The following is a 15,224-nucleotide window of genomic DNA, read 5'->3' on the forward strand; positions in this document are numbered from 1 at the left end:
TTTCGGAAGCTATTTTTTTAGACCGCGGCTGGTACCAGGTCAATAGGGCTATCCGAGAACTACGAAGTCTAGGGTTTTTAATATCAGAATAAGGGGAGTTAAACATGCAAATTAAAGATGGTATTATCCAAAATGAGCAAGTCCGGTTTACCATTTTAACAGATAAATTAATTCGAATCGAATATTCAAAGTCTGGTCAATTTGAGAATCAAAAGACGCAACTGGTTCAAAATCGAGATTTTCCGCCAGTTCAGTTTAAAATTTACCAAAATGAACATGGACATGTTTTAGAATTGGTGACGACTGGTTTTCATCTGTACTATGATGGCGGTGAACTTGATGCTGGAAGCTTGTTTATCGATGCAGCTTCGAATTATGGAACTCATTATAGTCGCTGGTATTACGGAGAGCCATTGACCAAAAATTTAAAGGGAACTGCTCGAACTTTGGATAAAGCAGATGGTGCTATTCCGTTAGCAGATGGTCTGATGTCTAAAGATGGCTTTAGTGTGTTAGATGATTCAAATTCATTTATTTTAGAAAATGATCAAGTTAGTGTGCGGCAACAGTCAGAAATTGATTTATACTATTTTGCTTATGGCCGCGATTATCGTCAGACGTTGCAAGTCTATTATCAGTTAACAGGTTTTCCTCCGTTAGTGCCACGATATGCTTTAGGAAATTGGTGGAGTCGCTTTTATCCTTATACTCAGAATGAATATTTAGAGTTAATGCAAAAATTTGATCAGCGGCAAGTTCCGATTGCGGTCGCTGTCTTTGATATGAATTGGCATATAACTGCTATTCCTAAAAGATATGGTAGTGGTTGGACTGGCTATACTTGGAACCGGGATTATTTTCCAAATCCAGTTAAAATGATACAACAATTGCACGCTCAGGGTCGGAAAGTGACTTTAAATGTCCATCCAGCTGCTGGTATTCGTGCGAGTGAGGCCGAGTACCCTGTTGTTGCGAAAAAATTGAATTTAGATCGTGCTAATGAACAACCAGCTTTATTTAACTTGCAAGACAACCGATTCAAACTGATTTATTTTAATTTTGTTCATCGACAATTAGAACAACAAGGGGTAGATTTTTGGTGGGTTGATTGGCAACAAGGAGGCGCTCGTGGTAAGTCAAAAATTGATCCATTATGGTTATTAAATCTTAATCATTACTTAGACAATGAACAGCAGCATCCAGGAGAGGGACTCGTACTATCACGATATGCTGGTCCTGGGAGTCATCGCTATCCAATTGGATTTTCTGGTGACACGGTTGCTTCGTGGGCTTCATTGCAGTTTCAACCTTACTTCACGGCGACTGCTAGTAATATTGGTTATACTTGGTGGAGTCATGATATTGGTGGTCATATGCGTGGTACGTATGACGGTGAACTGGCATTGCGATGGCTACAATTAGGTGTTTTTAGCCCGATTTTGCGCTTGCATAGTTCTAACAATATCTTCATGGGGAAAGAGCCTTGGAATTATGATCAAACAATAGCGCCGGTGATGATTAAATTCTTACAATTACGGACACAGTTATTGCCCTATTTAGATAGTGCTAATTATCAAACGCATGCGGAAGGGTTACCATTAGTGCAACCAATGTATTATGGTCATCCGAATACTGAGATGGCTTATCAAGTGCCTAATGAGTATCAATTTGGACCTGCCATGATTGTGGCATCAATTACGATGCCCGCAGATGCAGTGACACAATTAGCGAAGACGAAGGTCTGGCTACCTGCAGGTACTTGGTATGATTTCTTTACCGGGTTACGCTATCAAGGAAACCGTGTATTTGAAGCGTATCGTGAAAAGGCGACTTATCCAGTATTTGTTAAAGCTGGCAGTATTATCCCTTTAAGCCTCGATTATATGGCTCCGTTGACGCAATTACCAACAAAACTAGAACTTAAGATATTTACTGGTCAAGCGGGGACTTATGAACTCGTTGAACATTTGGGGCAACGAAAGGCTATCACAACGATTACTTGGGAGGAAGACCAGCAACGATTAAGTGTTGTTAGTGATGATCCTACTCACTTAATACCGGTTAACCGCGAGTATCAACCGGTATTAGTTGGGGCAATTGCTAAAATAGCCTCAATGACGGCTACTACGTTTCAATTTAAGAATTACAAAATTCGGTCTCAAAAAACCATAGTGGCGCACTTAATTAAGCAACGGTTGCAATTTTCAAAGTTAGATTTTGAAATTAAGTGGCAAATTTGGCAGGCGTTTGATAAGGCGGATGACACCAATCAATTATTAGGCTATTTATCAACACTTAAAGAGTCGAGTATTAAAGAGATGATTACCGAATTGATTGCCAATTAAATTGAAGTGTTTTAGTGCTAAGTTGGCTTGACACGTTTTATTATTGTTAGCCTAATCCGGCAACATAATTTTTGCAACCGTTTGCATCGGTGCCGGCTAACGCTTACAATGACTATTGAAAGTTAAAATGTAGGGGGCGATTTTATGGCGACAATTAAAGATGTTGCAAAATTAGCGCAGGTTTCGCCATCAACGGCATCCCGCGCAATGCATGATAATCCAGCAATCAGTCAAAAAACGAAAGCACGAGTTTGGCGAGCAATGGAACGTTTACATTATGCGCCGGATTTTAATGCCCAAGGGCTAGCAAACAAACGTAGTAATGCAATTGGTGTAATTTTACCAATTGATCAACAAGAAATATTCACCAATCCGTTTTTCTTGGAAGTTATACGTGGGATTAGTGAAGCATGTTATCATGCTAAAATGATGGTTAACTTAGCAACCGGATCGTCACAAGCTGAATTATTAAAAAGTATTGATATTATGGTTACTCAGGGTATGATTAAACGGTTTATTGTCCTGTATTCGGAACGCGATGATCCAATTTTAGTTAAGCTACGACAATTAGAGGCTCAATATGTCATAATTGGGAAACCATATCAATTGGTGAATGAAACGCCGTATGTTGATAACGATAATATTTTAGCTGGTTCGGATGCTACCCAATTTTTAGTTGCGCATGGGCATCATGAAATTTGTTTTGTGCATAATGATTTAAAAAAAATGGTTCAAAATGATCGATTGTTAGGCTATCAACGAATTATGATGGAAAATCATTTTCCAGTTAATATGTTGGCATTACCAGCACAAGAATATCCGGGTGGGCGACAATTAGTTATTCAATATTTAACGCAACATCCTGAAATAACCGGTTTTGTGACGGTTGATGATATGTTAGGTTTACGGATTCAACAAGTTCTGCAATCTTCTGAAATGGTAACTGGACGTCAAATTTCAATTGTTGGTTTTAATAATTCGGTCTATTCAGAAGCGGCTCATCCAGCTTTAACTTCTGTGGAAGTATTCCCACGGCGCTTAGGTAATGAGGCGGCTAAAATTGCGGCAGGCTTACAAACGCACGAACATTTAACGACTAAAATCATTGTTCCTCATCAAATTATTGAACGTCATTCCGTCGTAACTATGTAAAACATCATTTTCGGAGGTGTAAGTGTGACCACATTAACAGATGTTGCAAAGCGGGCCAATGTTTCCAAGATGACGGTATCACGGGTGATTAATCATCCAGAACAAGTTCGTGATGAATTGAAACGCAGTGTTTTTTCGGCAATGCAAGCGTTGAATTATCGGCCCAATGTTGCTGCAAAAGCGTTAGTAAATAATCGAACTCAAATTATAAAGTTATTTATATTAGAAGATATGGATACAACGGAACCCTATTACATGAAACTTTTAGCCGGAATCTCAAAGGAATTAGGGAAAGAGCAATATTCATTACAGTTAGTAACGGAGCATAACTTTGATATTGGTGGTTGTGACGGGTATATCGTTACTGGGATGCGTCATTCTGATTATGAGTGGTTACAACGCTTAGAGCGACCAGTCGTTTTATTTGGGGAGAATCGCCTAGAGTTCGATTATTGTGATACGGATAATACGTTGGGTACCAAAATGGCCACTGAATATGCAATTAAACAAGGTTATACGCAGATTGAATTTATTGGCATTAATGTAAAAGAACCTTTCGAATATTCACGTGAAGCGGGTTATTTGATCAGCATGCAAAAGCACCAATTAACCACGTCGATTCAACGATTTAGTAATCACAGTCACTTAGCCATGGAATATATTCAGCAACAGGCCCAACGATTACAAGTCAATACTTGTTATATTTGTGCCAGTGATCGGTTGGCGTTTGGCATCGAGAAGGGCTTAACGCGTTTTAACGCTAAAATTCCCACAGATTTTGGAATTATTGGCTTTGATGGGGTCTTTTTAAATCAGGTTGCAACCCCCAAATTGACTACGATTCAGCAACCTGTTTTCGAATTGGGTGTCCAATGTGCACAGATGTTATTGACTAAAATTAGTCAAGCCGGTCAGCCACAGGGAATCCATCAGGTGAAACCGACGTTACTAATCGGTGGTTCAACAAGATAAATTGATTTGGCATAGCTTTTATAAAAGGTGGTCAGGATGAAAATCCTGATTTTTTTATTGGGCTGAAATCTGTTAGCGATAACAATTAGAAAACCCTTGTTTCTCTTATGGATAGTCAGTAGGATTATTGTATAAGAAAGCGTTTTTTTAATAGGCGAAGGGGGTAGTTGCAATGATAAATTGGTATGATCGACAGATTATTTATCAAATTTATCCAAAAAGTTTTCAAGATACAAATGATGATGGTATCGGTGATTTACAAGGTGTGATTAAACGAATTCCCTACTTAAAGAAATTGGGAATCACCACAGTTTGGTTAAATCCAATCTATGTTTCACCGCAAGTTGATAATGGTTATGATGTTTCAAATTATTATGCGATTGAGCCATCTTTGGGCACGATGAGTGATGTCGAGGCGTTAATTAAAGCGTTGCATCAAAACAACATGCACTTATTGTTAGATTTTGTCATGAATCATACATCTGATCAACATCCTTGGTTCAAAGACGCCATTAAGCACCCTCAGGGATTGTACCGGGATTATTACTTATGGTCAGATGCACCGGCTAATCAATTACCGAATAATTGGGGGTCATTTTTTGGCGGGAGTGTTTGGGAAGCTGATCCGGGAGAAACTGAACAATATTATTTTCATTTATTTGATCGACACATGCCGGATTTAAATTGGCGCAATCCAGAAGTACGGCATTCAATGCTAGAGATTGCCAAATTTTGGGTGAAGAAAGGTATCGACGGCTTACGCTTAGATGCTTTTATCCATATTGATAAAGCTAACTTTAAGCAACAGGTTCCTAGCCAGTCGACTGCACCGGTTATTGCTGAGGAGTTTTATGCACATTTACCGCATGTTCAACCTTATTTAAGTAAATTTTGTGGCGCATTACGGCAACTTAAGCCGGATATTTTTATTTTAGGTGAAGCAGCTTCTGCCAGCCCAGAATTGCTAATGGATTATAGTCGTCCGGCTAATAATGAATGTAATGCAGTCATTACTTTTCGGTCATTGGTTGATGATAAACGTCATCTTAATCCAAAATTGCCCGTGGAATTTCAACCTAAGCCTTTGGATATTGAAGGAATGAAGCGGCAACTCACTACGATCCAAACTAAGTTAGCTGGTGTTAGCTTACCAGTCTTATATTGGAGCAATCACGATATGGCGCGATTAGCGACGCGATATGCGAGCAAACAGCATCATGAGCAAAGTCTTAAATGCTTAGCAGCGATGCTATATTTACAACGTGGTATTCCGATTATTTATTATGGTGAAGAAGTTGGTATGGAAAATTTAACTTTGCCAAATTTGCAAGCATTTAAGGACCGAACGGTGGGCCCATTCGATCGTCAAGCGCAGGTCTTAGGTTATGATCGGCATCAAGTTATGCAGATGTTGAATCAAACGCATAAGTTGGCAGCCCGTGGTCCGATGCAATGGGATAAAAACCAGCCCTATGGTGGATTTTCAACACAAACACCTTGGCTAATTGGTCAAACTAAGCCTGAAAGTCCAGCAACTGCGGTGAGCCTATTCAGTTTTTATCGCCAGTTATTCAAGCTTAAACAGACTGAGTTATTTACAGCTGGTGATGAGCTGATTGAGGCATCACCAAAAGGATTATTTCAGTTTACACGTCAATTGGACGGCATGCGGGCAACGGTTACTTGTAATCTGACGGATACGGGCATTACAGTCGCGGTACCTACGTTGGCTAAAGTGCAATTATTGGAAGGCAAAGTTACTCAGACTGCGACTACGACGACTTATCAGCCTTGGTCAGTAATCGTCACTAAAAATTAGGAGGTTTCTTTAAATGGCAAATGATACGACTACCAATTTACGACAACAATTAATCTATTCTGTTTTTCCGCGCAATTATACTGCACAAGGCACGTTTAGCGCGATTAAAGCTGATTTACCACGAATAAAGGCCTTGGGCACTGATATTATTTGGTTAATGCCAATTTATCCGATTGGCGAGGTCCATCGTAAAGGCGCCTTAGGTTCACCGTATGCAATCGAAGACTATCGCAGTATTAATCCAGAATTAGGAACGATGGCAGATTTTAAAGCATTGACGGCTGCAATTCATCAACAAGGGATGCGAGTAATTATTGATATTGTTTATAATCATACGTCGCCAGATTCGAAGTTAGTTCAACAGCATCCGGACTGGTTCTATCATAAACCGAATGGTGATTTTGGTAATCGTGTGGCAGATTGGTCGGATATCATTGATTTAGACTATCAAAATTCGGCCTTGTGGACGTATCAAATTGAGACCTTAAAGCAATGGGCGGTCGAGGTAGATGGTTTTCGTTGTGATGTAGCGCCTCTAGTACCTTTAAACTTTTGGTTAACCGCTCGGCGAGAATTGGCGGCCTATAAACCAGGGCTAATTTGGTTAGCGGAAAGTAATGATTCAGCTTTTTTGAAGCAAGTTCGTGATGCCGGTTTTGAAGATTTATCAGATAGTGAACTATATCAAGCTTTTGATATGGTATATGACTATGATACTTTAGCTGATTTACATGCCACCGTAGCTGGCAAGCGTAATCTCAGCGAGTTTGCCCGAATCCTAATGAAACAAGATGTTACTTTCCCGAAAAATTATGTAAAGCTACGATTTTTAGAAAACCACGATGTACCTAGAGCGGCCGACTATCTTTCAGGACCCCAACAATTAAAGAATCTATTAGCATTTAACTTATTTGAAAAGGGAAGTGCATTAATTTATGCCGGTGAAGAGTTCGGCGCTAAGCATTTGCCGAGTTTATTTGATCGTGATCCGGTTGCTTTAAATGGTCCGCTAGCTTTGACGCCGATGATTCGCCAAATGAGTTCGATTAAGCATCATACTCTTTTTTCAACTGGGGCCTATCGGGTTCAACCAGTTAATGAACAAGTAATGCAAGTTCAGTATCAGCAAGCTGATGAACTGGCCTTAGGTTATTTTGCATTTCAAACTTTTAGCGGTGAGATTAATTGTTCGTTAGCGAATGGAAAGTATCTTAATCAACTGGATGGTCAAGATATTACGGTGAAAAACAACCACTTTACCTTCACTGGTGACCCAGTTATTTTAATAAAATAATTGATTTGCTTAAAATGAAATTGTGTAAAAATTCAGTGATATCACGAGATGATTTAAGGTTTTTGCGTGAAAATAATGTTAAGAAGGTTTGAATTTCCGCAACCGATTGCATGGGCTTTTTCTAGTAGTAAGTCGCGTGATGACGCTGTTTATAAACGGAATATAAAAATTGTTATCGGTAACATTGTGAAAGGGGTTGCGAAAACGCTTTCAAAACCGCATAATTGAAGTTGTCATAAAAGGTTATGGATCTTAATAAAATTAAGTAGGGGGTAACATCATGACAAAGGGATGGAAAAAGTTAGGAGTTACAGTTTTAGCCGGGGCAATGGCATTAACATTGGTCGGTTGTGGTAACAGCAATTCTTCAAGTACTTCTAACAAGAAAGTTAAGATTACAATCTTCCAAGGGAAGGTTGAATCCAACAAGCAATTTAAACAAATTGCGGCACGGTATCATAAGTTACATCCAAATGTTTCAATTTCAGTTTCATCAGTTGGTGGGGGGACCGATTATAGTCCGGTTCTAAAGACACGGATTTCTTCAGGAAATGCCCCAACAATCTTTAGTTTAGCTGGACCAGCAGATGTTAAGCAATTTGCTTCACAAGAAGCTGATTTGTCTAACACTAAGGCTGCTAAAGCTGCCCAATCTGGGACTTTGAACGCCGTTACAACGAATGGTAAAACAGTTGGATTACCATTCAACGTTGAAGGTTATGGGTTTGTTTATAACAAGACAATCTTCAAGAAAGCTGGGATCGATCCAACTAGCTTAACAACAATGGCTAAATTAACTGCCGCTGTTAAGAAGATTGATTCTGAAAAATCTGAACTAGGGATTAAAGGCGTCTTTGCACTACCTGGTAAGGAAACTTGGATTCTTTCTGACCATTTAGCTAACCTGTATGTGGGTCAACAATTTAATGGCAATGCGCAAAAGATGTATAAATCTAAGAGTATGAGCTTTACAGCTAATAAAGAAATGAAGTCAATGATTGATCTACAAAAGAAGTATTCCGTTGGACCAGTTATGCAATTAGACTACTCTGCTCAAGTTAACCAAAACTTCTCACAAGGTAAGGTTGCGATGATTCAACAAGGGGACTGGATTTATTCAACAGTTGAACAAATCGATAAGAAATTTGCTAAAAATGATATTGGCATGATTCCAATTCCAGTTAAAGGTTATGAGAATAAATTACCAGTTGGGACTTCATTATACTGGGGTGTTAACAAGAACAAGTCAACTGCTGAACAAACTGCAGCTAAGAACTTCTTGGATTGGTTATATACATCTAAAGAAGGTAAGAAGTTAGTTGTTAACAAGCTTCACTTCGTACCAGCTTACAAGGGTTACGGTAACGTTAAGATGCCAGATGCGTTGTCACAAGTTGTCTTCAAGTACTCAAAAGCTAATAAGACAATTGGTTGGGCATTCCCTGCTTACACTGGGACATCATGGGATCCAAATACCTTCCAACCAAACTTACAGAAGTATCTATCAGGCAAACAAAGCTGGGATACAACCGTTAAGAATTCAATTAAGGGTTGGAACGAACAACAATCGTCAAATTAGTAAAGTCTAAAGGTATTTCAGAAGAGGGGATTATATATGAAGAATCGAAGCTTATCTTTCTGGCTCTTTTTAACGCCAACCCTCGTTGCGTTAGCACTAGTTGTCTTTATTCCAGCCATTATGGGTGTATTTTACTCATTCACTAACTGGGATGGACTTGGCTATACTGAGATGCTCGGTTTTAAAAATTACATCACACTTTTCCATAACAGTGGCTTTTTAGCCGCTTTGTGGTTTACTGTCCGATTTGTAATTGTAACCGTTATCTTATTGAACGTGATTGGTTTGGCATTAGCGTTATTAGTAACGCAAAAGTTTAAGGGTAGTAATTTATTACGGACAATTTTCTTCATGCCAAACTTAATTGGTGGGTTGATTTTAGGTTTCATTTGGCAGTTTATCTTTACCCAAGCTTTTACAGCAATCGGTAAAGCTTTACACATCGCGGGATTATCGGGGTGGTTGACGGATGCTAAGACTGGTTTTTGGGGCTTAGTCATTGTCACTGTCTGGCAAATGAGTGGTTATATCATGATTATTTACATTGCTTATTTGCAGAATATCCCCAGTGAAGTAATTGAAGCTGCTGAAATGGATGGAGCTTCACCGTGGCAACGATTCGTTCATATTACGTTCCCAATGATTGCACCAGCCTTTACGATTTGCATGTTTTTAACACTTTCAAATGGTTTTAAGATTTATGATCAAAACTTGTCATTAACGAACGGTGGTCCTTATAAATCAACGGAAATGTTAGCAATGAATATTGTTAATACGGCTTACTCAGAAAATAATTTTGCTTTAGCTGAAGCGAAAGCTTTAATATTCTTCTTGATTGTGGCGGCCATCTCCATGTTGCAAGTCTACTATAACCGTAAGCGGGAGGTAGATTTGTAATGAAGAAAACTAGTCGAATCTTCTTAGGGATTTTAGGAATTCTGTTAGGGCTGGTCTGGCTCTTTCCATTTTACATGATTTTGACAAACTCTTTTAAAACGCCAAAGGGAATTTTTGCATCCGTATTAGGCTTGCCAACAACGGCTACGACGGCTAACTATAAAAACTCTTTTAAAGCGTTAGATTTCATGAATTCATTAGGCCACTCGTTACTAATTACTGTTGTTTCGGTAGTCATCATTGTCTTCTTTTCATCAATGGCGGCTTACGCGTTGCAACGTAACAAGAGTAAGTTAAGCGGTGCCTTGTTAATGTTATTTGTTTCAGCGATGCTGATTCCATTTCAAACGGTTATGATTCCATTAACGGCAAACTTTGGACATGTTCATATGTTAAATATGTGGGGATTAATGTTGATGTATCTTGGCTTTGATGCCAGCTTATCAATCTTCCTGTATCAAGGTACAATGAGCAGTATTCCGATTGCCATGGATGAATCGGCTGAATTGGAAGGGGCTAATCGGTTCCAAATCTTCTTTAAAGTTATTTTTCCAATGTTAACACCAATTACAGTGACTGTTGGGATCCTAAATATTATCTCGATTTGGAACGATTATCTGTTACCATCACTGGTCTTACCACAAACTCAGTATACAATTCCGCTACAGATGTTCTTCTTCTTTGGTCAATATACCAAACAATGGCATCTAGCGTTAGCCGGATTGACTTTGTCGATTATTCCAGTCATTCTCTTTTACGCCTTTGCACAACGTTACATTATCAAAGGTGTTACTGATGGTGCGGTCAAGTAAATTAAGCAATTGAATTAAAGCGAAGGGAGGGTGCTAATGTTAAATCTACAATCAAAGTTTGGACAAAAATTGATCGTCATTGGTAATTGGTTCGCAGCATTGGTTACAATTAATCTCATTTGGTTTCTAGTGACACTGCCGGTTCTGGTGATGTTGGTTTTAAGTTTCAGCGTACCATTAAACCAAACGTATGCTGGTTCACTGGTGATTACGGTTGTGATGTTAGCAGCCTTCACGGTACCGGCCACGACTGCGACGTATCAAGCCGTGCAAGTGTGGCAGACTACCGACAGTGGCTCATTTATCAAGGTCACTTGGCGCGCTTATTTAGGGGCGTTAATGCATTGGCAGGCGAATCTGCTCATGGCAGTAGTAGCAGGTAGCTGGATAACGGCTTTAAGACTAACGACAACTAATGTTGGGTTACATGTTGCGACACTAGTTTTCGGCATTGTATTACTAACTCTTTGGAACGGGTGGAATTATTGTCAGTTTGAAAATTTATCGGTCATTGAATTGGTGGTAGCCCACCCATTCAAGCTACTACTATCAGCAGTGGTTACGATAATTCTATTTGCACTTAACTTCGAGTTGCGGCTGATTTTCTTTATCTTGTTGTTTAGCATGTCTTTGTCAGCGCTAACAACCTATCGAATTTTTAACCCGCGTTTAAAAGCCGAGTCGACAAACTGATTTTAACTAAATGAATGATGGAAATAAAGGAGCGTTGGCATAATGGCAGAAATAAAATTGGAACACATCTATAAACGTTATCCCGGAAACGACGCAGACTCGGTAACTGATTTTAACTTAGACATTAAAGATAATGAATTTATCGTATTTGTCGGTCCTTCTGGGTGTGGTAAATCAACAACTTTGCGGATGATTGCCGGATTGGAAGATATTACCAAGGGCGATCTAAAGATTGATGGAGAAGTTATGAACGATGTTAAACCCAAAGATCGAAATATCGCAATGGTTTTCCAAAACTACGCATTATATCCACAAATGTCAGTTTTTGATAATATGGCTTTTGGGCTAAAAATCCGAAAAATGCCAAAAGATGAAATTGAAAAACGGGTTAATAATGCGGCTGATATCTTAGGCCTCACTAATTATTTGAAACGGAAACCGGGTGCGTTATCTGGTGGGCAACGTCAACGGGTGGCTTTAGGTCGCGCTATTGTGCGGGATGCTAAATTATTCTTACTTGATGAACCTTTATCAAACTTAGATGCCAAACTTCGAGTTGATATGCGGACTCAAATTGCGCAGTTACATCAGCGCTTAAAGACCAATATGATTTATGTGACGCATGATCAAATTGAAGCGATGACCATGGCTGATCGGATTGTGATTATGAATGATGGTAAAGTCCAACAAGTTGGGACGCCAGATGATTTGTATAACAAACCAGTTAACAAATTTGTCGCTGGCTTTATGGGATCACCGTCAATGAATTTCTTTGAAGCCGAACTAAAAGATGGTCGTGTTTCAAATGGCAAGGGTCTGGATGTCGCGGTACCAGAAGGGCGCTTAAAGCTTTTACGCGAGCAAGGCTACGATGGCAAGAAATTAACGGTTGGGATTCGACCAGAAGATATTCATACCGAACAAGTTGCTTTGGATGCCATGGCAGATGCAGTTGTTAATGCTAAAGTTGAAGTTTCAGAATTCTTAGGTACTGATTCAATGCTCTATTCACGGACAGGGGCCACGGAATTTGTAGCCCAAGTTAATGCACGTGATTATCATAAACCAGGCGAAGAAGTTAAAATGGCCTTTGAAATGAGTAAAGCTCATTTCTTCGATGACGAAACTGAATTGACAATTGAGTAAACAATTGTTGCGGGGTTAAGTTAATGCTGATGAAAAGAGTCTGGTGGCAGTAGCTGTCGCAGGCTCTTTTTTAGCGGGGCTAATTAGGAGGACGTAAGCAAATGAAACGTATTTTTGAAGTCAATCCATGGCACGTGATTAGTCACGAATTAGTGCCGACTGATAAGCGACTACAAGAGAGCATGACAAGTATTGGTAATGGTTATATGGGGATGCGCGGGATGTTTGAAGAGCATTACTCAAATGATACGCTCAAAGGAATTTACATTGGCGGTATTTGGTATCCAGATAAGACCCGGGTAGGCTGGTGGAAGAATGGCTATCCCGACTACTTTGGCAAGGTTGTTAATGCGGTTAATTTCATTAAAGTGAACTTAACGATTGATGGTGATCAAGTAGATTTGGCTAAAGATGATATTAGTGATTTTACGGTCGATTTAGATATGCACACGGGGGTGTTACGGCGATCATTCATCGTAACAAAAGGTGCTAAACGCGTTCAGTTCATGATTGACCGGTTCGTTAGTGTTGCACAAAAAGAATTATTTGACGTTCACTATAGCGTGCATAATTTGAGTGCAGAACCCGTTCAAATTGGTTTTATTTCACAAATTGATGCGGATGTCTTTAATGAAGATGCTAATTATGATGAACAATTCTGGCAGGTTCTTGATAAGCGGCATACCATTACCGGTGGCAGCATGGTAGCTGAAACAAAACCCAACGACTTTGGGACACCGCGGTTTACCTTAGGATTGCAAATGATGCATCGGACTGATTTTCGGGGTGTTAATGCACCGGATACTGAAAAGTCAGTCACCAATATTTTTCGTGGCACCCTGGCAGCGGATGAAACGAAAAACTTTGAAAAAAGGGTGCTCGTGGTGACCTCGCGCGACTATGAAGATATGTTAGCTTTACGTTCCGGCTTGGCAGAGCTAAGTGAAAAAATCAATACGCAGACTTATGAAGAGCTATTGCAAGCGCACGTGGCAGTCTGGGCGCAACGTTGGGAATTAGCTGATGTGGCGATTGACGGTGACGATGCGGCGCAACAAGGAATTCGATTCAACTTGTTCCAGCTATTTAGTACGTATTATGGTGAGGACAAGCGGCTAAACCTAGGACCAAAAGGGTTCACTGGTGAAAAATATGGTGGCGCAACTTATTGGGATACAGAAGCTTTCGGCGTGCCATTCTACCTGTCATTAGCGAAACCAAAAGTTACTGAAAATTTACTAGAATATCGACACAATCAATTAGATGGTGCGTATCATAATGCGCAGATGCAAGGCTTGGACGGTGCATTATTCCCGATGGTGACCTTTAACGGCATCGAATGTCATAACGAATGGGAAATTACTTTTGAAGAAATTCATCGGAATGGTTCGATTGCATACGCAATTTTCAATTATACTCGCTATACCGGTGATGAAACTTATTTGAAGACGGATGGCATCGATGTGTTGACCGCAATTTCTCGTTTCTGGGCGGATCGCGTTCATTTTTCAGAACGGCGGCAACAATATATGATTCATGGGGTCACTGGTCCCAACGAATATGAAAATAATGTTAACAATAACTGGTACACCAACTTTATGGCACGCTGGACGTTGCAATATACGTTGGCAAGCTTGAAGAAAGTGACCTCAGCGAAGCAAGCAGAACTCGCCGTGAGTGCGACTGAACGGGCTAAATGGCAAGATATTGTGGATCGGATGTACTTCCCACACGATGATCAATTAGGCATCTTTGTTCAAAACGATACTTATTTAGATAAGGATTTGAAACCAGCGGCGTCAATTCCAGCTGATCAACGGCCGATTAATCAACACTGGTCATGGGATCGTATCTTGCGGTCACCTTACATTAAGCAGGCAGATGTGTTACAAGGCATCTATTATTTTATGGACCAGTTTACACCGGCCCAAAAGCAAGCTAACTTTGACTTTTATGAACCGTTGACAGTCCACGAATCGAGCTTGTCACCCGCAGTGCATGCGGTTTTAGCTGCGGACTTGCATTATGAAGATAAGGCTGTTGAAATGTATCAACGAACGGCGCGTTTGGATTTGGATAATTACAATAATGATACGGTCGATGGGTTACACATTACCTCAATGACAGGTTCTTGGCTCGCAATTGTCCAAGGTTTCGCAGGGATGCGAGTACGCGATGGTAAATTAGCGTTTGCGCCATTTGTGCCGAAAGCTTGGTCGCATTATCAATTCCATGTCAACTTCCGTGGGCGGTTATTGAAAGTTGATGTTGATCAACAAGGGTCGACGGTTGAATTGGTTTCAGGTGCCCCATTGACGATTGAATTGGCTGGTCAAGCAGTCAACTTGAAAGATACAGTAGCCACTAAAGTTTAGGCTTGATTTCAACGTGGCCGAATCTGGTTGGAATCAAGTTTTCACACCCTAGAATGCGTTAATCGTCATTCTAAACTACTCCTAAACGACGTATTCCTGAATGGGAATACGTTTTTTGTCATCAAGGATGCTAAAAGTCA

General features: G+C 40.0%; 11 protein-coding genes. All 11 read left to right on the forward strand.

The window, feature by feature from the left end; genetic code table 11:
* Positions 1 to 104: 104 nt before the first annotated feature.
* The 11 genes from C5Z25_RS07520 to C5Z25_RS07570 all read left to right on the forward strand — a co-directional run bounded on the left by C5Z25_RS07520 (position 105) and on the right by C5Z25_RS07570 (position 15,084).
* The gene (locus tag C5Z25_RS07520) at positions 105 to 2,345 is read left to right on the forward strand and encodes a glycoside hydrolase family 31 protein (protein WP_105452075.1); all 2,241 of its coding nucleotides are present in this window, start codon (positions 105 to 107) and stop codon (positions 2,343 to 2,345) included.
* A 144-nt stretch (positions 2,346 to 2,489) separates the two neighbouring features.
* Entirely contained in the window at positions 2,490 to 3,497 is a 1,008-nt protein-coding gene (locus tag C5Z25_RS07525; RefSeq protein WP_105452076.1) for a LacI family DNA-binding transcriptional regulator, read from the forward strand.
* A gap of 24 nt (positions 3,498 to 3,521) precedes the next feature.
* Positions 3,522 to 4,469, forward strand: a complete 948-nt coding sequence (locus tag C5Z25_RS07530) for a LacI family DNA-binding transcriptional regulator (RefSeq protein WP_105452077.1) — start codon at positions 3,522 to 3,524, stop codon at positions 4,467 to 4,469.
* Positions 4,470 to 4,641: 172 nt separating this feature from the next.
* Positions 4,642 to 6,288 carry an alpha-glucosidase gene (locus C5Z25_RS07535; RefSeq protein WP_105452078.1) on the forward strand — a complete coding sequence of 549 codons (1,647 nt, stop codon included), beginning with the start codon at positions 4,642 to 4,644 and terminating at the stop codon, positions 6,286 to 6,288.
* 13 nt (positions 6,289 to 6,301) lie between these two features.
* Positions 6,302 to 7,582: an alpha-amylase family glycosyl hydrolase gene (locus C5Z25_RS07540; protein ID WP_105452079.1), complete on the forward strand. Its 1,281-nt coding sequence runs from the start codon at positions 6,302 to 6,304 to the stop codon at positions 7,580 to 7,582.
* Positions 7,583 to 7,862: 280 nt separating this feature from the next.
* Positions 7,863 to 9,161 carry an ABC transporter substrate-binding protein gene (locus tag C5Z25_RS07545; protein ID WP_199774902.1) on the forward strand — a complete coding sequence of 433 codons (1,299 nt, stop codon included), beginning with the start codon at positions 7,863 to 7,865 and terminating at the stop codon, positions 9,159 to 9,161.
* Between the two features lie 36 nt (positions 9,162 to 9,197).
* A complete protein-coding gene (locus tag C5Z25_RS07550; protein ID WP_105449596.1) occupies positions 9,198 to 10,058 on the forward strand; it encodes a carbohydrate ABC transporter permease in 861 nt (286 codons plus the stop codon).
* Entirely contained in the window at positions 10,058 to 10,870 is an 813-nt protein-coding gene (locus C5Z25_RS07555) for a carbohydrate ABC transporter permease (RefSeq protein ID WP_105452081.1), read from the forward strand. Before C5Z25_RS07550 ends, C5Z25_RS07555 begins: the two co-directional genes overlap by 1 nt.
* 36 nt (positions 10,871 to 10,906) lie before the next feature.
* A complete protein-coding gene (locus tag C5Z25_RS07560) occupies positions 10,907 to 11,563 on the forward strand; it encodes a hypothetical protein (protein WP_105452082.1) in 657 nt (218 codons plus the stop codon).
* Between the two features lie 42 nt (positions 11,564 to 11,605).
* Positions 11,606 to 12,709: an ABC transporter ATP-binding protein gene (locus tag C5Z25_RS07565; protein ID WP_105452083.1), complete on the forward strand. Its 1,104-nt coding sequence runs from the start codon at positions 11,606 to 11,608 to the stop codon at positions 12,707 to 12,709.
* Positions 12,710 to 12,810: 101 nt separating this feature from the next.
* A complete protein-coding gene (locus C5Z25_RS07570) occupies positions 12,811 to 15,084 on the forward strand; it encodes a glycoside hydrolase family 65 protein (RefSeq protein WP_105452084.1) in 2,274 nt (757 codons plus the stop codon).
* The last annotated feature ends 140 nt before the right edge of the window (positions 15,085 to 15,224 follow it).

It is taken from the genome of Lactobacillus sp. CBA3605 (assembly GCF_002970915.1).
Taxonomy (GTDB): domain Bacteria; phylum Bacillota; class Bacilli; order Lactobacillales; family Lactobacillaceae; genus Lactiplantibacillus.

Bases quoted from the DNA above. Each gene is read 5' to 3' on its own strand.
- C5Z25_RS07555 (WP_105452081.1), top strand. From the start codon at position 10,058: ATGAAGAAAACTAGTCGAATCTTCTTAGGGATTTTAGGAATTCTGTTA.
- C5Z25_RS07545 (WP_199774902.1), top strand. From the start codon at position 7,863: ATGACAAAGGGATGGAAAAAGTTAGGAGTTACAGTTTTAGCCGGGGCA.
- C5Z25_RS07560 (WP_105452082.1), top strand. From the start codon at position 10,907: ATGTTAAATCTACAATCAAAGTTTGGACAAAAATTGATCGTCATTGGT.
- C5Z25_RS07525 (WP_105452076.1), top strand. From the start codon at position 2,490: ATGGCGACAATTAAAGATGTTGCAAAATTAGCGCAGGTTTCGCCATCA.
- C5Z25_RS07535 (WP_105452078.1), top strand. From the start codon at position 4,642: ATGATAAATTGGTATGATCGACAGATTATTTATCAAATTTATCCAAAA.
- C5Z25_RS07565 (WP_105452083.1), top strand. From the start codon at position 11,606: ATGGCAGAAATAAAATTGGAACACATCTATAAACGTTATCCCGGAAAC.
- C5Z25_RS07550 (WP_105449596.1), top strand. From the start codon at position 9,198: ATGAAGAATCGAAGCTTATCTTTCTGGCTCTTTTTAACGCCAACCCTC.
- C5Z25_RS07540 (WP_105452079.1), top strand. From the start codon at position 6,302: ATGGCAAATGATACGACTACCAATTTACGACAACAATTAATCTATTCT.
- C5Z25_RS07570 (WP_105452084.1), top strand. From the start codon at position 12,811: ATGAAACGTATTTTTGAAGTCAATCCATGGCACGTGATTAGTCACGAA.
- C5Z25_RS07520 (WP_105452075.1), top strand. From the start codon at position 105: ATGCAAATTAAAGATGGTATTATCCAAAATGAGCAAGTCCGGTTTACC.